This window comes from Luteimonas saliphila (genome assembly GCF_016774335.1).
Taxonomy (GTDB): domain Bacteria; phylum Pseudomonadota; class Gammaproteobacteria; order Xanthomonadales; family Xanthomonadaceae; genus Luteimonas; species Luteimonas saliphila.
In genome coordinates, this window is record NZ_JAETWA010000042.1 from 324,181 (window position 1) to 348,885 (window position 24,705).

Here is a 24,705-nt window from a genome sequence, read left to right on the forward strand (position 1 = left end):
AAAAAACGACCCGCCGAAGCGGGTCGTCGATGCTGCAACAATCACGCGTGCCGATCAGAAGTTCTGTTCGTAGCGCAGGTACGGAGTACGACCGTAAATGTTGTACAGGGAGTTGTTGTAGAACGGGAAACCCAGCGCGGAACTGAACGGAGGCATCTTGTTGCCGACGTTTCGCACGCCCAGAGTGACGCGGCTGTTCCATGGGGTCGCAACACCGACCTGCATGTCCACCGTGGTCCACGAGGGGTGCAGTGCCGTGGCGCTTCCCACATTGGCGTGGCTGCCGATGTAGTTGCCGATGACGGTGGCCGACCAGTCACCACTGTTCCAGCCCAGACCCAACTGGCCGCGATTCCTCGGGAAGTTGAACAGGCCCGCGCGTTCCTGGGTGCCTGCACCCACGGGAGTGAAGTCGAACTCGAGCGTGTGCGACCACTGCAGCTTCGAACTGAAGGTGCCCGCCGTGGCGGTTTCGAAGCGGTAGTTCGCCTCGAAATCGAGGCCGCGAGCCGTTTGCGAGGCGCCGTTCACGATCGGCAACTGGATCAGGTTCGCCGGACCGGGCAGGACCGTGCCACCCGGCGCGACGATGTTGTCGCCACGGGTCACGCCGTACAGCGGCACGCCGTCGTCGCCGAAGCGGAAGGCAAGGGCGCGGGGGATGGTCGCGATGATGTTCTCGATCTCGATGTCGTAGTAGTCCAACGCCATCGACAGCGTATCGGTCGGACTCCAGACCACGCCCAGACCCCAGTTCTGCGACTCTTCCGGCTCCAGGTCCGGATTGGACAGCTGCAGCCAGGTGTACTGGAGGTTGGTGTTGCAGGGGTCGACCGGATAGGGCTGGTACGCCGCGTTGCCGGATGCGGTGCGGTATGCGCGCAACGCATTGCATGCCAGCTCGTCGCCGCCCTGGTGCGGAATGGAGCTGTCCGGACCGGAGTTCAGGTTGGTCGAGGAGGGGGCGTTGTACAGGTTGGACAGGCTAGGCGCCCTGAAGCCCTTGCCCCACGAGCCACGAACCAGCAGGGAATCCACCGGTCGGAACTCCAGCGAGACGCGCGGCGAGAACTTGGAGCCCACATCACTGTAGTCGTCGTAACGACCGGCCACGGTCAGGTTCAAGGACTCCAGAACCGGGAACAGCGCTTCGAAGTACACCGCCTGGTAGTTGCGCTCGCCATCGGTACCGGCGCCGGCCGAACCGAACACGTTGCCGGCGGCACTCTGCGCGTCGAACGTCTGGTTGAGCGCGTCCTCGCGATACTCGAAGCCGGTGACGAAGCCCGTGGGGCGGCCGCCGATCTCGAAGAGTTCGAAGGAAATGTTGCCGTCGATACCGCGGGTGGTCTGGGTGGACTCCACGAAAACGGTGTGCCCGATGCCCGGGGCGGCGGCGGCGACGCTTGGGTGGGTCGGGTCGAACGGGTTATAGGTGCCCGAATCGATCGCCGCCTGCAACGCGCTGCCGATACCGTAGTTGTAGTTGACCGAAGCCTGTGCCGACTGTCCATAGCCCACGCCCACTTCCCAGTCGGACCCACCGAGGATCTCGGAGTAACCGCGAAGCCCGATCATGAAATCGCGCAGCGTGTCCTTGCGGTGCGAGTCGCGGGTACCCAGCGGTGTGAACCGGTAATACAGCGTACCGGCGACGCCGTACGGATTGAACGGATTGTCCGCAGCGATGGTCGGCAGGATGCCCGGGCCCCGTCCGGAGTTGTCGACCGGCGCAGAGGCGTAGACGCCCAGGCTCTTGGTCTCCGAGGTCAGGCCGCGGAAGAACATCGAGGTGTTGTTCGTGATGTCGTAGGTACCATTGACCAACAACGCGTTGCGCCGAAGCGAGGATTCATTGGCCGAGGTTGCGCCGTGGTCGAAGCCGCAGCTGGTCGGGCTGGTACGGACGCTGTTCTCGAACTGGTCGCAGTTCGCCATGCTTACCAGGCCGGTGCTTCCGCTGAAGAAACCTGCCGAAGAGTTGTAGGCGCTGTACGCCCAGGCCTGTCCGGCATCGATCACGATGTCCTTGATCTCGCGGTTGTACATCATCTCCCGCTCCTGGTGGTCCAGGATGAAGGTGACGTTGCCACGATCGGAACTGATGCCCGCAGACGCGCTGCCGGTCGTGCCGTTGGGACCGACTTTCGGGGTTTCGTAGCCGAGGCTGATGCTGGCGCCTTCGTAATCCCTTCGCGTGATGATGTTGATCACGCCGCCGATCGCATCCGAACCGTAGACCGCGGCCGCGCCCTCTCGCAGGATCTCGATCCGCTCGATCGCCGAGGTCGGGATCATGTTGATATTGGCTGCGGTGCCCGCCAGCGCGCCCGACGGCGTGATGCGACGACCATCGAGAAGCACCAGCGTATAGGCTGCGCCGAGGCCGCGCAGGCTGATGGTCGCCTGCGACCCGGTCGCGGACCCCGAAGACTCGCGGACCGAACCGAAGGAGTTGTAGACATTGTTGCGCAGGAAGTCAGCGACCGAGATTTCTCCGGCTGCATCCATATCGGCGCGCGACACGACGGTAATCGGTTGCGGACCCTCGATCTCCGCGCGCCGGATGCGCGAACCGGTGACCTGGATCCGGTCCAGATCGGTGGTCGGTTCGGTGGCGGCGTCCTGGGCATGCGCGACGCCAACGGTGGCGATCGTTGCAGCACCTGCCGCGAGCGCGAAGACAATGGCGTCGCGGAGCGTGGTGGTCTTAAAAGTCATCTCTCTCTCCAAGTGAGTCTTGGGTGTATCCCCATGGGAACCCCGCCGAAGGAGTCAAGAAAGACGCCAAGACCGGCAAGGTTGCGGGCGATACTACCCGGCACCGGTCAAGAATTAAAGTGTCGTTAACAAATTGGCTGCGTTCTGTGATGACAGGCAGCTTCGCCCCGTGCAGGGCGCCGAGCGGATCTAGAGATCCTGCTCGTACCGCACGTAGGGCACGGCGCCCTCGTCGTTCGTCTCACTGTTGGGAGAGAACGGGTTCTTGCCCCGGGTGACGACGTTCTCGGCACCGACCGTGAGCTGGCCGCTCCAGGGAGTCCGCCAGGTGACGCCGAGGCCGAGGCCCTCGAAGCGGGGCTGGCCGGGGGTTTCGATGACCCGGCCGATGACGTTGGCACTGAACGCGCCATAGCCGCCGCCGACGGCGAGGCTCTTGCTGCTCCAGCGGTCGCTGATGTCGGCAGGGGCTTCCGCGAACGGGATCAGGGTGGCCCTGGCGACCGTACCGGCGATGGTGACGTAGGCCGCGTCGCCGAGGTTCTTCTGGGCGAAGACCGTCAGGTCGTTGAGGTCGATGTCGTTGCTCTGGGGCGTGCTGTCGCGGGTCAGCCATGCCGGAAGGCTGTCCCGGCCCTGGCCGACGGTCACGCCGAAACCGCCGCCGGGCCGGCCGAAGGCCGCGGTGGCGCTGGCGCGGCGACTGCCGTCGCGTTCGCCGAGCGATGCCAGCTGGCAGTTGTGGGCGAGGCTGCTCACCGCACTGAACACGCCGCTGTGCTGGTTGCACAGCAGGGCCAGCGAGTCGCCGGCCTGGAGGCCGAAGGTGGCGTCGAGCGAACTGTCGCCGGTGCGCCAGCGGGCGCCGGCCCGGGTCCCTTCGGTGGTCGGCTCGAGCAGCAGGTACGCCTGCACCTTGCCGCTGCTATGGTCGACGATCGGCAGCACGGTCTGGTCCGCACGCTTGACCTGCGCGTGCGCGCCGGCCGCCATGCCTATGGCAAGCAGTAGGGTGGTGGTCAGTCGTGCGAGATGGCGTGGCATGGCGAGCAATGGACCGGCGGTCGCAACCGGAGTTCCCTCCCTCAAGGGATAAGGATCCTATCCCGTTTATGTTTATTTAACAACGCCACAACACAGGCCGCCTGCATGATCACTGAACGCGTTCAGGCGCGGCGAGGTCCGCCTCCGGGCCGGCCACCAGATCCTCGACCTCCGCCCGCGTGAAGGCGTACCGCTCGCCGCAGAACTCGCAGCGGATCCGGGCGGCGCCGTCGATCACGGCCGCCCGGGCCTCGCCGCCACCCAGCGAGCGCAGCATGGCGCCCACCCGCTCGCGGGAACAAGAGCAGCCGAACGCCAGCGCGCGGTCGCCCAGCTGCTCGACACCGTCCTCATGGAACAGGTGCGTGAGCAACGTTGCAGCGGGCAGCGCCAGCAATTCGCCGCCCGACAGGGTGTCGAACAGCGCGCCGGCCCGGTTCCAGCCGTCCTCGTCGCCTTCGTCGCCGGGCAGTTTCTGCAGCATCAGGCCCGCCGCGTGGCGCTCGTCGGCGGCGAGCAGCACGCGCGTGGGCAGCTGTTCCGACTGCCGGAAATAGTCCTCGAACGCGCCGGCCAGCGAGTCCGCTTCCAGCGGCACCAGCCCCTGGTAGCGGGTCGGCTCGCGATCGCGCAGGCCCGGATTCTCGATCGTGATCGCCAGGAACGCCCCCGCGCCCAGTTCGCGCAGGTCGCGCGAGGGCGGCGGCGTAGCGCCTTCGGCCAGCTGCGCGATGCCGCGCAGCGTGCCGGCCGCGGTGCATTCGGCGAACAGGGTGCGCAGTCCGTTCTCGCCGCGCAGTTGCACCGACAGGCGGCCCTGCACCTTGGCGTGGCCGGTGAACAGCGCGGCGGCGGCGAGCGCCTCGCCCAGCAGTTCCGCCACGGCGGCAGGATAGTCGTCGGAGGCGCGGACCCTTGCCCAGGCATCGTGCAGGTGGACACGCACGCCGCGCACGCCGGCCATTGGCAGGAGGAAGCGGGTCAGCCGGTCGCTGTCGGGAGGAGCGGGAGGCAGGGTCATCGGCGTTGGCGTAGGCGGGCGGGGGCGTGGTCGAATAGCGGGACTGCACGCGAATGCTCGCGTGCCCGAAAAGATGGGGATGTGATGACGATGGCGCAAGGCTCGCCCGAAGCGCGCACGCACGGCCTGCCTCCCGGGCGTCCTCGGCGGCGCTGGCTGCGGCGGTTGCTGCTGCTGCCGGTGTGGCTCGTGCTCCTGAGCCTGTTGCAGGTCGCGGTGCTGCGTTTCGTCGATCCGCCGTTCTCTTCGTTCATGGCGATCCGCCAGGTCGATGCCTGGCTGGCCGGGGAGCGCGGCTTCCGCATCGCCCACGACTGGCGCGACCTGGAGGCGATGACGCCGTCCCTGCCGGTGGCGCTGATCGCCGCAGAGGACCAGAACTTCGCCACCCATTCGGGCTTCGACCTGGCCGCGATCGAGCAGGCGCGCAAGCGCAACGAGCGTGGCGGACGGCTGCGCGGCGGCAGCACGATCAGCCAGCAGGTGGCGAAGAACCTGTTCCTGTGGCAAGGTTCCAGCACGGCCTCGCGCTGGATCCGCAAGGGGCTGGAAACCTGGTACACGGTGCTGGTCGAGCTGATGTGGCCGAAGCGGCGGATCCTCGAGGTCTACGCCAACGTCGCCGAGTTCGGCGACGGGGTGTACGGCGCGCAGGCGGCGGCGCGCAGCTTTTTCGGACGCGACGCGGGCGCACTGACGCCGTCGCAGTCGGCGCAGCTGGCGGCGGTCCTGCCCAGCCCGAAACGCTACAGTGCCGCGCGCCCGGGACCATACGTGCAGCGGCGCGCCCGCGCGATCGAGCGCAACATGCGCCAGATCGGCGGCGCTGCGTACCTCGAGGCGCTGGAATGACGCTCCTGGCGGCGGCAGGCGCGCCACCGTCGGCTAGGATGCCGGCATGACCTGTGACCTGCTGACCGTGGTCGTCGCGGCCCATGACGAGGCCGAGGCGTTGCCGCTGCTGCACCGGCGCCTGTCGGGGGTGCTCGACGGGCTGCTCGCCGACGGCGTCGAGGGTCGCGTGCTGTACGTCGACGACGGCAGCGGCGATGGCACCTGGGACGTCATGCGCGGCCTCGCCAACGGCGACCGTCGTGTCGCGTTGCTGCGGTTGTCGCGCAACTTCGGCAAGGAGGCGGCGTTGACCGCCGGGCTCGACCGCGTCGACGCGGGTGCCGCGGTCCTGCTCGACGCCGACGGCCAGGACCCGCCCGAGCTGATCCCGCTGCTGATCGCGAAGTGGCGCGAAGGCTTCGACGACGTCTACGGCATGCGCGAGCAGCGTGACGGCGAGGGCTGGCTGAAGCGCAGCTCCGCGCATGCGTTCTACCGCGTGATCCAGCGCCTGTCGCGGACCCCGATCCCGACCGACACCGGGGATTTCCGCCTGCTCTCGCCGCGTGCGCTGGCGGCGCTGCGGCAACTGCGCGAGCGGCACCGGTTCATGAAGGGCCTGTTCGGCTGGATCGGCTTCAACCGGGTCGCGGTCCCGTACCGGCGCGAGGCCCGGCTTGCCGGCGACAGCAAGTTCAACCTGTGGAAGCTGTGGAACTTCGCGCTGGAGGGCATCACCAGCTTCTCCACCGCGCCGCTGCGGCTGGCGACCTATGTCGGCCTGGCCGCCGCGCTGGCGGCGTTCGCCTATGCGGTGTGGATCGTGGCCAAGGCGCTGCTCTACGGCGACGCGGTGGCCGGCTGGCCGACGATGATGACGGTCATCCTGTTCCTCGGCGGCGTGCAACTGGTGGCGCTGGGCATGATCGGCGAGTACCTGGGCAGGCTGTACGAGGAGTCCAAGCAGCGGCCGCTGTACCTGGTCGACGACTGGCGTCCGGCGCCGGGCGGAGTATCCTCGACGCTGTCGCAGCCAATGGGAGGCAAGCACCATGCGTACGGTGCGGCAACTGCTGGGAGCCAAGACGCCTGACGTGCATGCGGTCGCGCCGGACGCGCCCGTGCTCGATGCGATCCGGTTGATGGCGCTCAAGGGTATCGGCGCGGTGCTGGTGATGGATGGCGCGCGGCTCGCCGGGATCCTGTCCGAGCGCGACTATGCGCGCAAGATCGTGCTCGAGGGGCGGTCTTCGAAGGACACGCCGGTGAGCGAGATCATGACCGCCGACGTGATCACCGTCGGCCCCGACCATGTCGTGCCGGCATGCATGCAACTGGTCACGAGCCATCGTATCCGCCACCTGCCGGTGCTCGAGGACGGCGTGGTCGTCGGCATGATCTCGATCGGCGACCTGGTCGCCGCGGTGATCGAGGACCAGCAGCACGAGCTGGAACAGCTGCAGCGCTATATCGCCGGCTGAGCGCGATTCCAGTGGCGGCCGCGAAGCGGTCCGCGCCTCGCGCGCGCCGCGCCGCGGTCCTCAGCGCGCGTAGCTGCCGCCGCAGTCGCTGTCCTCGCCGGGCCCCAGCTCCAGCGTGGCCAGCAGGGCGGCCGGCGGCGCGATGCTTCCCAGGGCCAGTGCGATCGCGCCGCGCAGGCCCAGGCGCGCGAAGTCCGGTCGGAAGCTCGGGTCGGCGAACGTGCCGCCGAGATGCAGCGGCGAGCGCAGGGCGAGGATGCTGCGATCCTTGGGTCGCGGGCGCAGCTCGATGTCGAGGGTCTCGTCGCGCAGGTCCACCTGGCCCTCGCCCACGATGATGGTGTCGCTGGTGTCGAACGCGAGCGCGCGCGACTGCATCACGCCGCCCTCGACCCCGAAGTCCGCGAACGCGCAGCGCACCGCGACCTTGCGGTCCTTGCCGATCATGAACTCCAGCGCCTCGTAGATGTCGATGCCGGCGAGTTCGATCAGCAGGTTGCTGATCTGTCCACGACCCATGCCGATCGCGACGTCGCCATTGGCGCTGGCGAGCATGGCCGCCACCGAATTGCCGGTGCCGTCGAGGTTGAAGCTGCCGCCGAGGCGGCCGACCGCATCGTGGGTGAGCTCGGCGTTCGGAAACAGGCGCGCCAGCTCGATCCGGCGCACGTCCGCCTGCAACCGCGTGGTGATGGTGTCGGTGCGCGCATCCATGCGGATGTCGGCGCGGATGTCGCCGCCCGCGACGCCGAAGTTCAGCGGCTCCAGGCGCGCCAGTCCGCCTTCGAGCAGCAGGTGCGCGTCCATGTCGTCGATCGGCAGGTCCGGCGCGTCGATCCGCTGCGCGCGCAGGCGCACATCGGCGTCCATCGCGCGCAGTTTCGTCAGGTCGTAGGGCGTGGAGGGCAGCACCTTGCCGCGCGCCTGCTGCTTGGCCGCCTGCGCCGCCAGCGCCGGGTCCAGGGCCTCGCCGTCCGGGTCCGGGGCGCCGCCGAGAAAACCGGCGAGGTCGTCCAGGTCCAGCCGCTTCGACACCAGGTCGGCCTTGAACAGAGGCCGATCGCGGCCGACCACGGTAAGCGCCGCAGATCCGGCAAGGTCGCTCTGGCCGACCTTGCCGGCGAAGCCGTCGTAATGCCAGGTGTCGCCGTCGCGGGTCAGGCGCCCGTCGACGTCGTAGGGCGGCGAATCCGGCATCGCCACGCCGAACAGCGGATAGAGGTCGGCAAGGTTGCGGCCGGCGAGCGCGAACTCCAGGTCGAGGCCACGCAGGCGCAGCGGGTCGATCAGGGTGCCGCGCGCGTGGGCACGGGTGGCGCCCGCGCGGGCGCGCAGGTCGAGCCGGTAGGGTCGCTCGGTGTCCCGCAGCTCCATGGGCGACTCCGCGGCCCCTTCGAGGGTGAAGGGGTTGCCGGTCCAGCGGCCGTCGCCACGGAGCGCGATCGCGGGCGCGGCGTCGCCTTCGCGGGGTTCGCGGCTGGCCAGGCGGATGTCGATGCCGGTCTTCCGGCGCGCGTCGTCGAAGCGCAGGCGGCCGTCCTCCACCCAGAAGCGCCGCACCCGCAGCGGTTCGCCGCCATCGTCCTCGAAGCCGAAGTCCCAGTTGCCCGGGCCGTCTTCGGGATGCGCCTCCAGCCGCACGTCCGGCCTCCTCAACCGGATCTCGGCCAACCTCACCGAGCCCCGCAGCAGCGGCCAGAGTTCCAGCTGCAGCGCGATGCGGTCGGCAGTGGCCATGTCGGCATGCTCGGACCAGTCGGCATTGCCCAGGCGCACGTCGTCGGCGGTGACGGCGGTGATGCGTCCGAGGTCGACGCCGAGGTTGCCGGCGATCTCGAATTCGCGGCCGGTCCTCGCCTCGACGATCCGTTCGACCGGTCCCTTGAGCCAGTTCCAGTCCCAGAGCAGGACGAGCAGGACGACGGCGCCGACCGCCGCGGCCAGGATCGTGGCGGTGCGCCGCGAAGGCGGCCACTGCCGGCGCAGACGGGCGAACGGAGTACCTGGGCGGTCGGGGCGCTGCATTGCTCCAGTATTCGTGGGCGGTGTTGTCGCGGCGCGAAATCCGCGCCCATGTTCAGCGAGGCGAACGCCTCGTGACGGCCGGATCGCCAGGACGTCGTCAGCGTGGAATGACCTGCGCCATCACCGCCACGTAGTGGCAGACGCTGCCGCCGATGCAGAACAGGTGCCAGATCGCATGCGAGTACCGCACCGATTCGCGGTGGTAGTAGTACGTGCCGAGCGTGTAGAACAGCCCGCCCGCGAGCAGCCAGCCGAGGGTCCAGCCGTCCAGGGTCGCCATCACCGGCTTGATCGCCACGACCACCAGCCAGCCCATCGCGACGTAGATCAGGGTCGAGAGCTTCCTGAAACGACCGGTGTAGAACAGCTTGAACACCACCCCGGCCAGCGCGAGGATCCAGATCGCCGCGAACAGGCTCCAGCCCCAGGTGCCGCGCAGGCCGATCAGGGTGAACGGGGTGTAGGTGCCCGCGATCAGCAGATAGATCGCGCAGTGGTCGAACACCTTCAGGCGACCCTTCGCGATCGGGTGCTGGATCGAGTGGTAGAGGGTGGAGGCGAGGTAGAGCAGCAGCAGCGAAACGCCGAACACGATCGCGGCGCCCAACTGCCAGCCGTCGCCATGGATGGCGGCGAGCGTGATCAGCACCGCGCTGCCGGCCAGCGCCGCCGCGGCGCCCACCCCGTGGGTGAGCGCGCTGGCGAGTTCGTCGCGCAGGTCGAGCGCCCGATGCGCGCGCACGCGGGCACGCATCGAACTGAAACTGGAATGGGGGCGGCTCACGTCCATACGTTACCGCATTGCAACATGGCGCGGCGTGACCGCCGGTCGTCCCGGATCCGGTGGATGGTCAAGAGCCGGACCAGCCACCAGGCGCGATCCGGTCGGACGCGTGCGGCGCGCAGCCGCAGGCACGCCGCGCCGGTGCCGCCTCAGTCGACGGCGACGGCGTGCGCGTGCTCGCGGGTCGCCATGAACCGCACCGCGGGCGCGCGCTCTTCGGCCAGTTGCAGGTTGACTCGGGTCGGCGCGAGGTAGACCAGTTCGCCGGCGCCGTCGATCGCGAGGTTCATCGCGTGCTTGTCGCGGAACTCCTCGAGCTTCTTCGCGTCCTCGCACTTCACCCAGCGCGCGGTCGCCACCTGCACGGGTTCGAAGGCGGCATCGACGCCGTACTCGTCCTTGAGGCGGTAGGCCACCACGTCGAACTGGAGCACGCCGACCGCGCCCAGGATCAGGTCGTTGCTCATCAGTGGGCGGAAGAACTGGGTGGCGCCTTCCTCGGACAACTGCGCCAGGCCCTTCTGCAGTTGCTTGAGCTTGAGCGGATCGCGCAGCCGGGCGCGGCGGAACAGTTCCGGCGCGAAGTTGGGGATGCCGGTGAAGGCGAGTTGCTCGCCCTCGGTGAAGGTGTCGCCGATCGAGATGGTGCCGTGGTTGTGGATGCCGATCACGTCGCCGGGAAACGCCTCGGCGGCGATCTCGCGGTCGCTGGCCATGAAGGTCAGCGCGTTGGCCAGCTTCATGTCCTTGCCGGTGCGGGCGTGGAGCACCTTCATCCCGGCGCTGAAGCGTCCCGAACACACGCGCATGAACGCGACCCGGTCGCGGTGCTGCGGATCCATGTTGGCCTGGATCTTGAAGACGAAGCCCGTGAGCGGGGCTTCGGTCGGCGCGACCACGCGCGAGGTGGTCGCGCGCGGGCGCGGCGAGGGCGCGTGCTCGACGAAGAAGTCCAGCAGGGGTTGCACCCCGAAGTTGTTGACGCCGGAGCCGAAGAACACCGGGGTCTGCCTGCCGGCGAGGTAGGCCTGCTCGTCGAACGGATGGCTGGCGCCCTGCACCAGTTCCAGCTCCTCGCGCAGGCCGGCCAGCATGTCTGCGCCGATCCGTTGCTCCAGTCCCGGCGCATCCAGCGAGGGGAAGATCGTCGAGTCCTGCCGGGTGAAATTGCGGCCGGGTTCGTACAGGTGCACCTCGCCGGTCACCAGGTGCACGACGCCCTTGAGCCGCTGTCCCATGCCGATCGGCCAGGTCACCGGCGCGCACTGGATGCCGAGCACGCTCTCCACCTCATCCAGCAGGTCGATCGGGTCCTTGCCCTCGCGGTCGAGCTTGTTGATGAAGGTCATGATCGGCGTGTCGCGCATGCGGCACACCTCCATCAGCTTGATCGTGCGCTCCTCCACGCCCTTGGCGACGTCGATCACCATCAGCGCCGAGTCGACCGCGGTCAGCACCCGGTAGGTGTCCTCGCCGAAGTCGGCGTGGCCGGGGGTATCGAGCAGGTTGACGATGCGGCCCTCATACGGGAACTGCATCACCGAGCTGGTGACCGAGATGCCGCGCTCCTTCTCCAGCGCCATCCAGTCCGACGTCGCATGGCGCGCGGCCTTGCGGCCCTTGACGCTGCCGGCCATCTGGATCGCGCCGCCGAACAGCAGCAGTTTTTCGGTCAGCGTGGTCTTGCCGGCGTCGGGGTGCGAGATGATCGCGAAGGTGCGGCGGCGGGCGGCTTCGGCGGAAACGTCGGGCATGCTTGGCGCGCACGGGCGTGCGCGGACCGGGGCAGGGAGGGGCGGGGATTATAGGCGCAGCGGTGCCGGCGCTGCGGATGTCGTCCCGGACGGAGGATGGCGGCCCATCCGGTGCGGTCACCGGTGCGTGGACCCCGACCGGTCGGCAGCGGCCTGTGGCCGACGAACGTGGCCGGCCTCAGTCGCCGCCGGCCTGGGCGCTGCCGAAGCGCAGGATCCCCTGCGGCCCGAACATGCGGAACGGCACCGAATGCAGCCGCATGCCGCGGTTGGCCTGGACCACGAAATGCAGGTGCGGCGCCGTGCTGCGCCCGGTATGGCCGGACAGCCCGATCACCTGGCCACGGCGCACCCGCTGACCGAGGCGGACCAGCACGCCGCCCGGTTGCAGGTGGGCGTACAGGGCCATGGTGCCGTCGTCGTGCAGCACGCGGATGAAGTTGGCGCGCGCGACCAGCGCCTCGTCGTCCTCGCCCGGTGCCGCGTCGCCGAAGCCGGCTTCCGACTGCATCACCACGCCGTCGCGCGCGGCGAGCACTGGCGTGCCGACCGGGGCGGCGAAGTCGACCGCGTGCCGATTCTCGTCGTCGGCATGGCTGAAGCCGCCGTCCCAGGCCTGCTGGACGCGCAGCGAGGCGGTCTGCAGCGGGTAGGCGTATTCGACATCGCGCGGCCGCGCATTCGGTGTGCCGGGGACGGCGACCACCCGCAGTTGCGGATTGCCGCGTGGGATCCGCGCCAGCAGGGCGCCCGACTGCGCCGGCACCGTGCCGCGCGCGGGCAGCGGCGGATCGCTCGCCAGCGACCCGCCGCCATCGGCATGCAGCATCACCTCGATCGGCCCGGCCAGCAGGTTGTCGACCCAGGCGAGCGCGCCGGCGTGGCCCTGCTCGACGCGCAGGCGCGCGACCACGGCCGCCTCGACCGGAACCTCGAGCCGGGCGACGTCCTGCGCCGGCACCCGCTCGTCGACGCGGTCGGCGTACTGGGCGTGGCCCTGCGCATCGGTCCAGCGATACACCTGCGAAGCCTGCGCCGCGCCCATGCCCAGCGCGATCAGCGCTATGCCGGGCAGCAGCGTGGCCGTGTTCACCGCACGCAGGCCGGATCGAGCTGCAGCGCGCGGGCGATGTCGCCCAGGTCGAAGGCCGCGACCGCGCGATCGTCGTGGACCGCGAACAGCGCGCCCGCGGGGAAGCGCGCGGTGGCGCCGGCGTGCAGGGCGACGCCGTCGGTCCAGGCCGCGACCTGGCCCGAGAACGTACCGCGCGGCGCCAGCGTGACCCGGTCGAACACGCGGAAGATCGTCAGCGGGCGCAACTGGTCCGCGACGATCCAGTAGCCGGCGTCGGCGGTGCAGGCCCACAGCGCGATGCCCTCGGGTTCAGCCAGGAACGCCCCCGGCGCGACTCCGCCGCCGGTGAAACGGCCGTCGAGCGTGTATTCGCGCAGCGCGGTGCCGTGGCGGCGGTCCTCGTCCGCGACCAGCAGGCGGTCGTGCGCCGGATCGCCGACCAGCGATTCGACGATGCGCAGCGCAGTCGCTTCGCGGGTATCGCCGAAGGCGCCGACAGCGTGCACGGTCGGCATGCCGTCGGGGTCGAAGCGGATGCGGTAGCGGCGCACGCGCTGGTCGAGCGCCTCCAGCGGCGGCACCACGTCGAAACGCGGGCCGTCCATGAAGCTGTCGGTGACGTACACGTGGAGCTCGCCGGGCACGGGTTCGTGGACCCACAGGCCGTAGGGGCTGCGCAACTGGCCCTCGCCGAAGCTGCCCAGCGGCCGGAAATCCGGCAGCGCCAGCATCTGCACGCGGCGGTTGTCGCGCTCGGACACGAACAGCACGTCGCCGTGGACGAAGACGCCGTTGGGGCGCAGGAACTCGCCGTCGGCGCCTCCACGGTGGCCGACGCTGCGCAACTGCTCACCGCTGTCGGCATCGAACACCACCAGTTCGTGGGTGTTCTTGGCGGTGGCGATCAGCCAGGTACCGCCGTCCTCTGTGGGCCAGGTGGCGAGCGAATCCAGCTCGTCCTCGGGGTTCTCGATGGTGACGTACCGCTCGGGCACGGTGACGACGTCCGCGGGGGGCGAAAGCGGGGCCCCGACGGGCGGGGCCGGGGCGCGCGGAGTCGCGCAGGCGGCCAGCAACAGGGCCGCCAAGAGGGGGAGGGCAAGGCGCATGGCCGGATTATCGCCGGAACTCCCGCGCAAACGGAATATCGCTTCATCGGCATGAAGCGATTGACAAACGCCGAAAGGGCCGGCAAGCTGCGTCCATCCATCGAGACCGGCTGAGGGACAGGCCCGAAGACGCCGGGGCAACCTGATGGGGACGACCGCAAGGTCGTGCCTGTCGCGGTGCCAACTCCTGCGGGGACCTGGTGTCCACCGGAAGATGGTTGCGCAACGCCGCTGGCGGTGGATGCGCATCTTGCCGGCAGCCCCGGCGTCTTCCGACCCCCGCAAGCCCGATGGCCGTCCTTTCGCCGGATCGCGCCAGATGAGCCTTGTCGACTTCCCCGCCCGCACGCTGCTATCGGCCGATGCCGTCGTGTTGTCGTCGCTGCGCGCGGCGGGGGTCGACGCGCCGCCGGCACGCCGCGGCGAGTTCGAACTCGACCTGCCGCTGCGCCACGCCGGCGCGCACAGGGTGCGCGTCGCCTGGGAGCTCCTCGGCCCGGCCGGCGCGCCGGTGGTGCTGGTGGCCGGCGGCATCTCCGCGCATCGCCACGTCGTCGCCAGCGCCGCGTTCCCCGAAGCCGGCTGGGCCGGCGACCTGGCTGGCGACGGCCGCGCGCTGGATCCCGCGAAGACCCGCATCCTGGGCTTCGACTACGTCGGTGCCGACGGCCGTACCGACGCGCCGATCGACACCGCCGACCAGGCCGATGCGGTCGCGGCACTGCTCGACGCGTTGCATGTCGACGCACTGAAGGCGTTCGTCGGCTATTCCTACGGCGCCCTGGTCGGCCTGCAGTTCGCCGTCCGGCATCCGCGCCGGCTGGCGAAGCTGGTCGCGGTCAGCGGCGCGCATCGTGCCCATCCCTACGCCGCGGCATGGCGTGCGCTGCAGCGCAAGGCGGTGGCGCTGGGCCAGTTGCAGTGCGCCGACGTACAGGGGCTGTCGCTGGCGCGCCAGTTCGCGATGCTCAGCTACCGCACGCCGGAAGAATTCGAGGAGCGCTTCGACGCGCCGCCGGAAGTGACCAACGGCCGCGTGCGCGTCGCCGCCGAGGATTACCTGGATGCGGCCGGCGCGCGTTTCGTCGCGCGCACCCCGGTCAACGCCTGGCTGCGGCTGTCCGAATCGATCGACCTGCACCGCATCGACCCCGGGCAGGTGCGGGTGCCGACGCTGGTGGTCGCGGTCGAGGGCGACCGCCTGGTGCCGCTGTCCGATTCGGTGGCGCTGGTCGAAGGCCTCGGCCACGCAGGCCAGCTGCGCGTACTGCGCTCGCCCTACGGGCACGACGCCTTCCTGAAAGAAACCGACCGCATCGACGGCATCCTCGCCGGCGTGCTGCACAACCCCGGAGATCCCGCATGACCGCCACGCCCCCCAACGCCGCTGCCGCCGATTGTCGCCGCCCCGCGACCCGTGCCGTGCGGGCCGGCATCGACCGCGATCCCGCGTTCGGTGCGGTCACGCCGCCGATCGTACTGTCGAGCAACTTCAGCTTCGACGGCTTCGGCAACAAGCGCGCCTACGACTACACCCGTAGCGGCAACCCGACCCGCGACCTGCTCGGCGAGGCGCTGGCCGAACTCGAGGGCGGCGCCGGCGGCGTGGTCACGGCGACCGGCATGGGCGCGATCACCCTGGTGCTCAACGCGCTGCTCGAGCCCGGCGACACCCTGGTGGTGCCGCACGATGCCTACGGCGGCAGCTGGCGCCTGTTCAACGCGCTGGCCGCCAAGGGCCACTTCAGGCTGGTCACGGCCGACCTCACCGATCCACGTTCGCTGGCCGACGCGCTGGCGCAGTCGCCGAAGCTGGTGCTGATCGAAACCCCCTCCAACCCGCTGTTGCGGGTGACCGACCTACGCTTCGTGATCGAGGCCGCGCAGCGCGCCGGCGCGCTCACCGTGGTCGACAACACCTTCCTGTCGCCGGCGCTGCAGACCCCGATCGCATTCGGTGCCGACGTGGTGGTGCATTCGACCACCAAGTACATCAACGGACACAGCGACGTGGTCGGCGGCGCGGTGGTGGCCCGGACCGCGGAACTGCACGAGCGCCTCGCCTGGTGGGCGAACGCGCTGGGCATCACCGGCGCGCCGTTCGACGCCTTCCTGACCCTGCGCGGCCTGCGCACGCTGGACGCGCGGCTGCGCGTGCACCAGGAGAATGCGCAGGCGATCGCGCAGCAGCTCGAGGCGCATCCGGCGGTGGCCAAGGTGCATTACCCCGGCCTGGCCTCGCATCCGGGGCACGCGCTGGCCGCGCGGCAGCAGACCGGCTTCGGCGCGATGCTGTCGCTGGAACTCGACGGTGGCGTCGAGGCGGTGCGCGCCTTCGTCGACGGGCTGCAGTACTTCACCCTGGCCGAGTCGCTGGGCGGCGTCGAGAGCCTGGTCGCGCATCCGGCATCGATGACGCATGCGGCGATGACGCCCGAAGCGCGCGCGGCGGCCGGCATCCCCGACGGGTTGCTGCGGCTGTCGGTCGGCATCGAGGCGCAGGTCGACCTGCAGGCCGACCTGGCCGCGGCACTGGTGCGTGCACAGGGCGCTGTCGACAGCCAGGGTGCGGCCCTGAAGCGGGTGGACGCATGAGCACGGTGACCCGGATCCGCACCGCAGCCTCCGGCGCGCGCGAGGGGCGTATCGCCCTGCTCGGCACCGGCGTGGTCGGCAGCGCAGTGGTGGCGCGCTACCGGCAGTTGGTGGGCAAGGGCGTGGCGCTGCCGCCGTTCGCCTGGCTGAGCAATTCCCGCGCGCAGGTGGTCAACGAAGGCTCGCTGGACGAGGCGATCGCCACGGCGCGCGCCGCCCCGCAGCTGTCGTCCACGGTGCCGCCCTGGGCCGAGGGCGAGGCGCTGGCGCGCGGCGACATCGTCATCGACGCGACCGCGAGCGACACCGTCGCCGGCTGGCACGCGGAATGGCTGCTGCGCGGCATCCACGTGGTGACCGCCAACAAGCTCGGCAACGGTGGCGACCTGGCGCGCGCGCAGGCGATCGTCGAGGCGCAGAAGGAGGGCGCGCGCTACGGCGATTCGGCCACGGTCGGCGCGGGCCTGCCGCTGCTGCGCCTGATCCGCGAGCTGGTCGCAGGCGGCGACCGCATCCATGCGGTGGAAGGCGTGCTGTCGGGGTCGCTGGCGTGGCTGCTCTCGCGCTTCGACGACACCCGTCCGTTCTCCGACCTGGTGCGCGAGGCGCGCGACGCCGGCTATGCCGAGCCCGACCCGCGCCAGGACCTGTCGGGCGAGGACGTGCGCCGCAAGCTGCTGATCCTCGCCCGCGCGGCGGGCCTGCCGCTGGAGGGCCGCGACATCAACGTCTCGTCGCTGGTGCCCGACGCGCTGCGCGACGCGCCGGCCGACGCGGTCGACGCCCAGCTGACCACGCTCGATACGCCGTTGCGCGAGCGCTTCATCAATGCCTACCGCAACGATGCACGACTGTGTTTCATCGGCCGCTTCGATGCCGAGCGCGGCGCCAGCGTGGGGCTGCGCGCGCTGCCGCTGTCGCATCCGCTGGCCAGCGGGCACGGCACCGAGAACCGTGCGGCGATCTTCAGCGACCGTTACCCCGACCGGCCGCTGGTGATCCAGGGTCCGGGCGCGGGGGCCGGAGTGACCGCAGCGGCGCTGCTCGACGACGTGCTGCGGATCGCCCAACAGGTCGTCTGAGCGCCACGAGCGGACGCCGTCCCGCGGCTGCCGCTCAGGCCGGGCATTTGCCCGGCTGCAGCGACGCAGCGACGTGGCCCGGCGGGTCGACGTCCCCGATCGATGCGCGCAGTTCGGTGATGCGCGCCTGCAGCCGCGCGACGGTTCCGGCGTGCGCCGGATCCGCGTACAGGTTGTCGCGCTCCAGCGGATCGTTCTCCAGGTCGTACAGCGCCCACTCGTCCGGCTGCTCCCAGAAGTGGATCAGCTTCCAGCGCCGCGTGCGCACGCCGCGGTGCTTGCGCGCGCAGTGCACCGCCGGATACTCGTACCACTCGTACAGGAAATCCTCGCGCCAATCCGCGGGCTCGCCCTCCAGCAGCGGTTTCCAGCTGCGGCCCTGCATCCAGTCGGGCGCGTCCACGCCGGCCAGTTCCAGCAGCGTCGGCGCGACGTCGACGTTCAATACCATGTGCCGGTCGTTCACGCCGCCGGCGCGGATCCTGCGCGGCCAGCGCATCAGCATCGGTACCCGGATCGAGGGCTCCAGCATCAGCCGCTTGTCGTAGAAACCATGCTCGCCGAGGAACATGCCGTTGTCGGAGGTGTAGAGGACGATGGTGTTGTCGGCGAGCCCGTGTTCGTCGAGGAAATCCAGCACCCGACCGACGTTCTCGTCCACGCCCAGCAGCACGCGGTAGTAGTTGCGGACGTAGGCCTGGAACACTTCGCGCAGGCGCTCCTCGTCGGGCAGGTCGCGGTCGACCTGGGCCTTGCGGCGCTCGTTGTCGCGGAAGAAGTCGTCCATGTGGGCGATCTCCTGCGTGGTCTTGGAGAACGCGACCGGCGCGTCCCCGGGCTGCGGCTCGCCGAAGCCGGGCGGCAGCGGCACCTCCACCTCCTTGAACGCGTCGTAGAAGCGCGGGTCCGGTTCCCACGGCCCATGCGGCGCCTTGAACTGGTAGCACAGGCAGAACGGCCTGTCCTTGGGCCGCTGCTGCAGGTAGTGCAGGGCCTGGTCGCCGATGACGTCGTCGGTGTGGCCGCGGAAGTGCACCGGCGCACCGTTGACGATGAACTGCGGATCGAAGTAGCTGCCCTGTCCGCGCAGGATCGCCCAGTGGTCGAAACCGGTGGGCATCGACTTGATGTGCCACTTGCCGACCATCGCGGTGTGGTAGCCGGCCTTCTGCAACAGCATCGGATACGTGATCTGGTCGTGGCGCAGCCCCATCTGCTCGTACCAGCCCGGTTCCTCGCCGTTGCTGGTCACGCCGTGGGTGTGCGCGTACAGGCCGGTCAGGAAGCTGGCGCGGCTGGGCGCGCAGACCGAGGTGGTGACGAACGCCTCGTCGAAGCGCAGGCCTTCGTTGCCGATGCGGTCCATGTTCGGCGTCTTCAGCACTGGGTTGCCGTAGATGCCCAATGCGCCGCGCGCCTGGTCGTCGGTCATGACGAACAGGATGTTGGGTGCGCCGTCGTGGGCCTTGCGCACGGGGCCGGCGGCCTGCTCGCGGGCTTGTGCCAGTACGCCCGGCAAGGCCATGCCGGCGGTGGCGGTGCCCATGAGTTGCAGCAGATGACGACGGCTGAGCGTGGCGGGCATGTTCGGCCTCCTCGGTGACGCGGCGGACTGGGCACACGCGCGCGGAACTTCAAGATACCGCCGCATGTAACCGATTACATCGTGCGCTGCACGATCCTCCGGAGCGCGCAGTCCGGCTCAGGGGCGCAAGGACTCGATCAGTGCCGCGTTGAAGCGCGCGGGCGCTTCCACCTGCGGCGAATGGCCGAGATCCTCGAACTCGACCAGGTGCGCGCCGGGGATCGCGGCCACGGCTCGCCTGCCGAGCGCGGGATAGTCGCCGAGGCGCCGCGCGAGTTCCGGTGGCGCCAGGTCCTTGCCGATGGCGGTGCGGTCCTTCTGTCCGACCAGCAATGTCGTCGGCACCGCGATGTCCCCGAATTCGTGGACCACCGGCTGGTTGAACACCATGTCCGAGGTCAGTGCCTGGCTCCATGCCACCGCATCCCGGCCGGGGCCGGCATACATGCCGCCGAGCATCCGCACCCAGCGTTCGTACTGGGGCGCCCATTCGCCGCTGTAGTACACCTCGCGCTGGTAGTCGCGGATGCTGTCGAACGTCGTCCCGGCTTCGCGCTCGCGCCACTGGTCGATACTGCGCCAGGGCACGCCTTCGGCTTTCCAGTCCTCCAGCCCGATGGGATTGACCAGGACCAGGCGCTCGCTGGCCTGCGGATACTGCAGCGCGTAGCGCGTCGCCAGCATGCCACCCATCGAATGACCGACGATGATGGCGCGCCCGATGCCGAGCGCCTCGAGCAGGGCGTGCGTATTGCCGGCGAGCTGGGCGAACGAGTACTGGTAGCGCTCCGGCTTGCTGGACTTGCAGAATCCGATCTGGTCGGGCGCGATCACGCGATAGCCCGCGGCCGCCAGCGCGCCGATGGCCGATTCCCACGTGGCCGCGCAGAAGTTCTTGCCGTGCAGCAGCACCACGGTGCGTCCGTTGGCGGGCGCCGTGGGCGCGACATCGAGATAGGCCATTTCCAGCGCCTGCCGTTGCGACTCGAACGCATGGATCCGCACCGGATGCGGATAGTCGAAGCCCTCGAGCCGCGCGCCGTAGCGGGGGTCGGATGCCAGGATCTGCGCTGGCAGCAGCAGGGCCGCGAGCGCGGCGATGGAGGGCGACAGGCGCATCGTGGTCTCGCAGGCCGTGGGAACCGGCATGCTAGCGCGCGATGCGTCGACGCGACGACGTCAGCACTCGATCACGTTCACCGCCAGCCCGCCGCGCGAGGTCTCCTTGTACTTGTCCTGCATGTCGCGGCCGGTGTCGCGCATGGTCCTGATCACCTTGTCGAGGCTGACCTTGTGCTTGCCGTCGCCGCGCAGCGCCATGCGCGAAGCGTTGATCGCCTTGACCGCGCCCATCGCGTTGCGCTCGATGCAGGGGATCTGCACCAGGCCGCCGATCGGGTCGCAGGTCAGGCCGAGGTTGTGCTCCATGCCGATCTCGGCGGCGTTCTCGATCTGGCTGGGCGTGCCGCCGAGCGCGGCGGTCAGCCCTGCGGCGGCCATCGAGCAGGCCACGCCGACCTCGCCCTGGCAGCCGACTTCGGCGCCGGAGATCGAGGCGTTCTCCTTGTAGAGGATGCCCACGGCGGCGGCCGTGAGCATGAAGTCGAAGATGCCCTGTTCGTTCGAGCCCGGGCAGAAGCGGTCGTAGTAGTGCAGCACCGCGGGCAGGATGCCGGCGGCGCCATTGGTGGGGGCGGTCACGACGCGGCCGCCGGCGGCGTTCTCCTCGTTGACCGCGAGCGCGTACAGGTTGACCCAGTCGAGCGTGGTCAGGGGATCGCGCATCGCGGCCTCCGGCTTGGCAGCCAGCTCGGCGTGCAGCGCCGGCGCACGGCGCGCGACGTGCAGGCCGCCGGGCAGGGTGCCGGTCTCGCGGATGCCGCGGGCCACGCACGACTGCATCGCCGCCCACAGCTCGCGCAGGCCGGCGCGGATCTCGTCGGGCGTGCGCCAGGCCTGCTCGTTCTCGAACATCATCTGCGCGATCGTCAGCCCGCTGCGCGCGGCCCCAGCCAGCAGTTCGTCGCCACTCGAGAACGGGTGCGCGAGGGGCGTGGTGTCGGCGACGATGCGATCCTCCGCGGCATCGTCCTGGTTGACCACGAAGCCGCCACCGACGGAGTAGTAATCGCGCGTGGCCAGCACCTCGCCGCCGGCGTCGTATGCGGTGAAGCGCATGCCGTTGGTGTGGTAGGGAAGCTTCTGGCGCTTGTTCATCGCCAGGTCGCGCTTCTCGTCGAAGGCGACCTCGTGGCTGCCGCAAAGGTGGATGCGCCTGTCGGCGCGGATGCGCGCCAGCGCGGCGGGGATGAGGTCCGGATCGATCAGGTTCGGCAGGTGACCCTCGAGGCCCATCAGCAGCGCCTTGTCGGTGCCGTGGCCGCGACCGGTCAGCGCCAGCGATCCGAAGACCTCGGCGCGGATGCGCGCGACCCGCGGCAGCAAGCCCGGCCCGGCCAGCCGACGCTCGACGAAACGCGCCGCCGCGCGCATCGGCCCGACGGTGTGCGAGGAGCTCGGTCCGATGCCGATCTTGTAGAGGTCGAAGGTGCTGACGGCCATGCGGGGCGCCTGCGTGCGGAAGTGGCGGTATTGTATTGGTTGCGCTCGAAACCGACGTGACGCGGTGCGCGGTCGCGCCGGGCGGTTTACCTTGTGCCCCCGACGTCCGGCCCGCCATGTCCGAGTACATCCTCTACCAGCGCGACGACTGCCACCTGTGCGACCAGGCCATCGACCTGCTCGCGCGGGCGCGGCTGCCGGAGCCGGACAGCGTGTTCATCGACGACGATCCCGCGCTGGAGGCGCGCTACGGCCAGCGCGTGCCGGTGCTGCGCCTGGTCGACAGCGGCGCCGAACTGGACTGGCCGTTCGACCTGGTGGCGCTGCGCGCGCAGTTGCGATGAGGCGATGGCGCCTCGTCCTCGGAATGCTGCTGGCGGGAGGGGCGATGGCGGCGGACGTGAACCTGGCCAAGCCCGGGCGGGACGACCCGGCGCGATGGCGGGGGAAAACGCTCGGCGACGTGGTCGATGCGTCGGAGGTCGAGCGCGTGATCCTGCTGCGCGCGGCGACCAGCGCGCCGGCGGACCTGGACCTGCGCAACGTGCGCCGCATGCTGGCCGCGCATGCGGACGCGCCATTGCAGGCCACGGACGAGCATGCCGTTCCCTGGCGGGTACGCGACGGCATCTGGCACGCGGTGCTGCTGATGCGCTCGGGACGCGTGTTCGAACTGGAGATCGATGCCGACGGCGGCGGCCGGCGCGGTTGCCTGCTGGCCGACGACGGAGCGCGCGGCTGCTTCGATCTTCACCGAAGCCGCCTTGTGCCGACCGAACCGTAGGAGCGCCTTCAGGCGCGATGCTTTTTCGCCCGGTCCCGCGACAGCCCGAAGGGGGTCGCGCCTGAAGGCGCTCCTACGGCGATAGATCGTCGGCGCGTGCGGCGCCAGGTCCTCAGCGCGCGGGTCGCAGGAACACCCGCGTGCTGATCGCGACCTCGTCCGGGATCGCGCCGGTGTCGGCCCAGTCGCCGCCGCCGACGCCGAACTCCAGCCGCTTCACCGAAGCCCGGCCGGCCAGCGTCGCCGGCGAGCCCGGCGTCCAGGTGAAAGTCAGCGTGACCGGCTTGCTGACCCCGCGCAGGGTGAGCGTGCCGTCGGCGGCGTATTCATCGCCGCCGAGCGCGCGGAAGCGCTCGGCCACGTAGCGCGCCTGCGCGAACTTCGCGACATCGAAGAAGTCGCTGCCGGCCAGGGTCGAGTCGCGGTCGTCGTTGCCGGTCGCCGTGCCGGCGAGCCGGATCGTCACGTCGAGCCGGGCGGCATCGAGGTTCGCCGGATCGAAGCTGAGCTTCGTGGAGAAGTCGCCGAAGCGGCCGGTGAAGACCTCGCCGTCGTACTTCGTCGCGAACACCAGCGAAGAGCCGGGCGCCTGCACGTAGTCGGCAGCGGCGGCGGCGGGCGTGGCCATCATCGCCACCAGCATGGCGGCAACGGCGGAGGGGGAGGTCAGCTTAGGCGACATGTTCGGATTCCGGAGGGGGGACGGGTCGCGCCGGGCGCCCGGGCAGCATGCGCGCGAGGGTCTCGTCGCGGCGGAACAGGTGGTGGTAGAACGCCGCGCCGGCGTGCACGGCGACGAGTAGGACCAGCACCCAGAACAGGAGTTCATGCGCATCGCGCGCGCGCTCGGCCAGCCATTCATTCGGGCCGGACAGCTTGGGCATGGCGAACAGCCCGAAGTAGCGGAACGGCCGCAGGCCGCTGGCCGAATCGTAGAGCCAGCCCGACAGCGGCATCGCCAGCGCCAGCGCATACAGCGCCCAGTGGGTGGCGGACGCGACCGCCGCCTGCCAGCGCGGCGTGCCCGCCACCGGTGCGGGTGCGCCGGCGTACAGGCGCCAGCCAAGCCGCAGCAGCATCAGCGCCAGCACGCTGATGCCCATCGACTTGTGCGCGGTGTACACCCAGAAGTATTTCGGTGTACGCGGCAGTTCGCCCATGGTCAGACCGACGATGGCCAGGCCCAGGATCATCAGCACGATCAGCCAGTGGAAGCCCTGGCTGACGCCGCCCCAGCGCTCGCGGGTGTTCTTCAGGGTCATGGCACGGGCTCCGGGTCGGGCGGGCTGGGCAGCGGGTCGGAATCCGGCTTGGCCTCGCGTGCGGCGGCTTCGGCCGCTTCGACGAGGTCCGGGGACGCTTCCGGCCCCGGCGACGGATCCGCGGCGCCTTCACTCGTGGCGGGGGCACCGGGCGTGTCCGGCGCCGGTTCCGCCGCGTCCGCTGCGGACGCGACGTTCCGCGTCCGCGTCGCCTCCGCCTCGATCCGGAGCTCGACCGTGTCGCCGATGATCGACCTCCAGGCGTCGACCCCGAACGCGGCGCGGCTCAGCGTCGCGGTTGCAGAGAATCCGACCGTACGGCGGAATGGGGGCATCGGATGGCGCCTGGCGGCGTTCAGCCGCACCTCCATCGCCACCTCGCGCTCGATCCCGCGCAGGCCCAGCTGGCCGTAGACCCGCGCGCGTTGCGCGTCGATCGGCTCGACGCGGGTCGAGACGAAGCGGGCCACGGGATGCGCCTGCGTATCGAGCAGGCCGCGCGCGAGCGTGGCGCGGTTCCAGGCCGCGTCGCCGAAGTCGAGCTGTTCGAGCGGGATCTCGACCTCGACCCGCGCGCTGCGCCAGTCTTCCGGATCGAACCACAAGGTACCGCGCGTGCCCGAGAGTGTGCCCAGCGCGCTCGAGAAACCGGCGTGGTCGACGGCGACCAGGACGCGCGTGTGCACCGGGTCCAGTGCATAGGTGGCGAGCTCGGCGCGTCCGGGCCCGGCCAGTGCGATCAGCAGCCAGGGGAATGCGGACAGCGGGAAGCGCAGGCGGCGTGGCATCGGCGTGGCCGTGGCGGACGGGTCCATCTGCGTTGCATTCTAGGCCGCCTGACACGACCGGGCCGGGGTTGCGCCGGCAACGTTGCGTTGCGAGGATGCCCGGGCACGTGCCGGCAACGCCAGGGACAGGGGCACGACGGGGACCGGGGAGGCCGGGTGCGGGCGATCGTCTGGACAGCATGCGCGTGGTGCCTGCTTG

Annotated in this window: 21 protein-coding genes, 1 pseudogene and 1 riboswitch; of the genes and pseudogenes, 8 read left to right on the forward strand and 14 right to left on the reverse strand. The window is 70.1% G+C overall.

What is annotated here, in order from left to right:
* Positions 1–54: 54 nt before the first annotated feature.
* The 3 genes from JMO03_RS14000 to hslO all read right to left on the reverse strand — a co-directional run bounded on the left by JMO03_RS14000 (position 55) and on the right by hslO (position 4,786).
* Entirely contained in the window at positions 55–2,721 is a 2,667-nt protein-coding gene (locus tag JMO03_RS14000; RefSeq protein ID WP_202844290.1) for a TonB-dependent receptor plug domain-containing protein, read from the reverse strand.
* A 189-nt stretch (positions 2,722–2,910) separates the two neighbouring features.
* The gene (locus JMO03_RS14005; protein WP_202844292.1) at positions 2,911–3,765 is read right to left on the reverse strand and encodes an XOO1806 family protein; all 855 of its coding nucleotides are present in this window, start codon (positions 3,763–3,765) and stop codon (positions 2,911–2,913) included.
* Between the two features lie 109 nt (positions 3,766–3,874).
* A complete protein-coding gene (gene hslO, locus JMO03_RS14010) occupies positions 3,875–4,786 on the reverse strand; it encodes an Hsp33 family molecular chaperone HslO (RefSeq protein WP_202844293.1) in 912 nt (303 codons plus the stop codon).
* Between the two features lie 90 nt (positions 4,787–4,876).
* Between hslO and mtgA the strand changes: the two genes are divergently transcribed.
* From mtgA to JMO03_RS14025, 3 genes are read left to right on the forward strand one after another with little or no spacing between them, the layout of a single operon-like run.
* Positions 4,877–5,638 carry a monofunctional biosynthetic peptidoglycan transglycosylase gene (mtgA, locus tag JMO03_RS14015; protein ID WP_202844526.1) on the forward strand — a complete coding sequence of 254 codons (762 nt, stop codon included), beginning with the start codon at positions 4,877–4,879 and terminating at the stop codon, positions 5,636–5,638.
* Positions 5,639–5,684: 46 nt separating this feature from the next.
* On the forward strand, positions 5,685–6,713 hold the full coding sequence (locus JMO03_RS14020) for a glycosyltransferase family 2 protein (protein WP_202844294.1): 1,029 nt from the start codon (positions 5,685–5,687) through the stop codon (positions 6,711–6,713).
* A complete protein-coding gene (locus tag JMO03_RS14025) occupies positions 6,673–7,101 on the forward strand; it encodes a CBS domain-containing protein (protein ID WP_202844295.1) in 429 nt (142 codons plus the stop codon). Before JMO03_RS14020 ends, JMO03_RS14025 begins: the two co-directional genes overlap by 41 nt.
* Before the next feature lie 60 nt (positions 7,102–7,161).
* Here JMO03_RS14025 and JMO03_RS14030 read toward each other — a convergent pair whose 3' ends face one another.
* The 5 genes from JMO03_RS14030 to JMO03_RS14050 form a co-directional block, all read right to left on the reverse strand.
* The gene (locus JMO03_RS14030; RefSeq protein ID WP_202844296.1) at positions 7,162–9,126 is read right to left on the reverse strand and encodes an AsmA family protein; all 1,965 of its coding nucleotides are present in this window, start codon (positions 9,124–9,126) and stop codon (positions 7,162–7,164) included.
* A 97-nt stretch (positions 9,127–9,223) separates the two neighbouring features.
* Positions 9,224–9,880, reverse strand: a complete 657-nt coding sequence (trhA, locus tag JMO03_RS14035; protein WP_202844527.1) for a PAQR family membrane homeostasis protein TrhA — start codon at positions 9,878–9,880, stop codon at positions 9,224–9,226.
* 179 nt (positions 9,881–10,059) lie between these two features.
* Positions 10,060–11,664 (reverse strand): peptide chain release factor 3, encoded by a 1,605-nt coding sequence (locus JMO03_RS14040; RefSeq protein ID WP_202844298.1) that lies wholly within the window; start codon positions 11,662–11,664, stop codon positions 10,060–10,062.
* A 178-nt stretch (positions 11,665–11,842) separates the two neighbouring features.
* The gene (locus tag JMO03_RS14045) at positions 11,843–12,757 is read right to left on the reverse strand and encodes a peptidoglycan DD-metalloendopeptidase family protein (protein ID WP_337926419.1); all 915 of its coding nucleotides are present in this window, start codon (positions 12,755–12,757) and stop codon (positions 11,843–11,845) included.
* Positions 12,754–13,734 (reverse strand): phytase, encoded by a 981-nt coding sequence (locus JMO03_RS14050; RefSeq protein WP_337926420.1) that lies wholly within the window; start codon positions 13,732–13,734, stop codon positions 12,754–12,756. The genes JMO03_RS14045 and JMO03_RS14050 overlap by 4 nt, the downstream gene beginning before the upstream one ends.
* 208 nt (positions 13,735–13,942) lie before the next feature.
* A riboswitch (SAM riboswitch) is annotated at positions 13,943–14,069 on the forward strand.
* Positions 14,070–14,167: 98 nt separating this feature from the next.
* Here JMO03_RS14050 and metX point away from each other — a divergent pair.
* From metX to JMO03_RS14065, 3 genes are read left to right on the forward strand one after another with little or no spacing between them, the layout of a single operon-like run.
* On the forward strand, positions 14,168–15,214 hold the full coding sequence (gene metX / locus JMO03_RS14055; RefSeq protein WP_202844301.1) for a homoserine O-succinyltransferase MetX: 1,047 nt from the start codon (positions 14,168–14,170) through the stop codon (positions 15,212–15,214).
* Positions 15,211–16,443, forward strand: a complete 1,233-nt coding sequence (locus tag JMO03_RS14060; protein WP_202844303.1) for an O-succinylhomoserine (thiol)-lyase — start codon at positions 15,211–15,213, stop codon at positions 16,441–16,443. The genes metX and JMO03_RS14060 overlap by 4 nt, the downstream gene beginning before the upstream one ends.
* Positions 16,440–17,525 carry a homoserine dehydrogenase family protein gene (locus JMO03_RS14065; RefSeq protein ID WP_202844306.1) on the forward strand — a complete coding sequence of 362 codons (1,086 nt, stop codon included), beginning with the start codon at positions 16,440–16,442 and terminating at the stop codon, positions 17,523–17,525. The genes JMO03_RS14060 and JMO03_RS14065 overlap by 4 nt, the downstream gene beginning before the upstream one ends.
* A 34-nt stretch (positions 17,526–17,559) precedes the next feature.
* Here JMO03_RS14065 and JMO03_RS14070 read toward each other — a convergent pair whose 3' ends face one another.
* The 3 genes from JMO03_RS14070 to JMO03_RS14080 form a co-directional block, all read right to left on the reverse strand.
* A complete protein-coding gene (locus tag JMO03_RS14070; RefSeq protein WP_202844308.1) occupies positions 17,560–19,110 on the reverse strand; it encodes a sulfatase family protein in 1,551 nt (516 codons plus the stop codon).
* Positions 19,111–19,227: 117 nt separating this feature from the next.
* Positions 19,228–20,229, reverse strand: a complete 1,002-nt coding sequence (locus tag JMO03_RS14075) for an alpha/beta fold hydrolase (RefSeq protein ID WP_202844529.1) — start codon at positions 20,227–20,229, stop codon at positions 19,228–19,230.
* 60 nt (positions 20,230–20,289) lie between these two features.
* Positions 20,290–21,672 carry an L-serine ammonia-lyase gene (locus JMO03_RS14080; RefSeq protein ID WP_202844310.1) on the reverse strand — a complete coding sequence of 461 codons (1,383 nt, stop codon included), beginning with the start codon at positions 21,670–21,672 and terminating at the stop codon, positions 20,290–20,292.
* A 116-nt stretch (positions 21,673–21,788) separates the two neighbouring features.
* Between JMO03_RS14080 and JMO03_RS14085 the strand changes: the two genes are divergently transcribed.
* A complete protein-coding gene (locus tag JMO03_RS14085) occupies positions 21,789–22,016 on the forward strand; it encodes a glutaredoxin family protein (protein ID WP_202844312.1) in 228 nt (75 codons plus the stop codon).
* A gap of 44 nt (positions 22,017–22,060) precedes the next feature.
* Entirely contained in the window at positions 22,061–22,456 is a 396-nt protein-coding gene (locus JMO03_RS14090) for a hypothetical protein (RefSeq protein ID WP_202844314.1), read from the forward strand.
* Positions 22,457–22,568: 112 nt separating this feature from the next.
* Here JMO03_RS14090 and JMO03_RS14095 read toward each other — a convergent pair whose 3' ends face one another.
* The 3 genes and pseudogenes from JMO03_RS14095 to JMO03_RS14105 all read right to left on the reverse strand — a co-directional run.
* Positions 22,569–23,138 carry a YceI family protein gene (locus tag JMO03_RS14095; RefSeq protein ID WP_202844315.1) on the reverse strand — a complete coding sequence of 190 codons (570 nt, stop codon included), beginning with the start codon at positions 23,136–23,138 and terminating at the stop codon, positions 22,569–22,571.
* Positions 23,128–23,718, reverse strand: coding sequence for a cytochrome b (locus JMO03_RS14100; RefSeq protein WP_202844317.1), 591 nt, complete (start codon positions 23,716–23,718; stop codon positions 23,128–23,130). Before JMO03_RS14100 ends, JMO03_RS14095 begins: the two co-directional genes overlap by 11 nt.
* A 128-nt stretch (positions 23,719–23,846) precedes the next feature.
* Positions 23,847–24,506 (reverse strand): annotated as a pseudogene (locus JMO03_RS14105) (YceI family protein); the annotation flags it as partial.
* Positions 24,507–24,705: the final 199 nt, after the last annotated feature.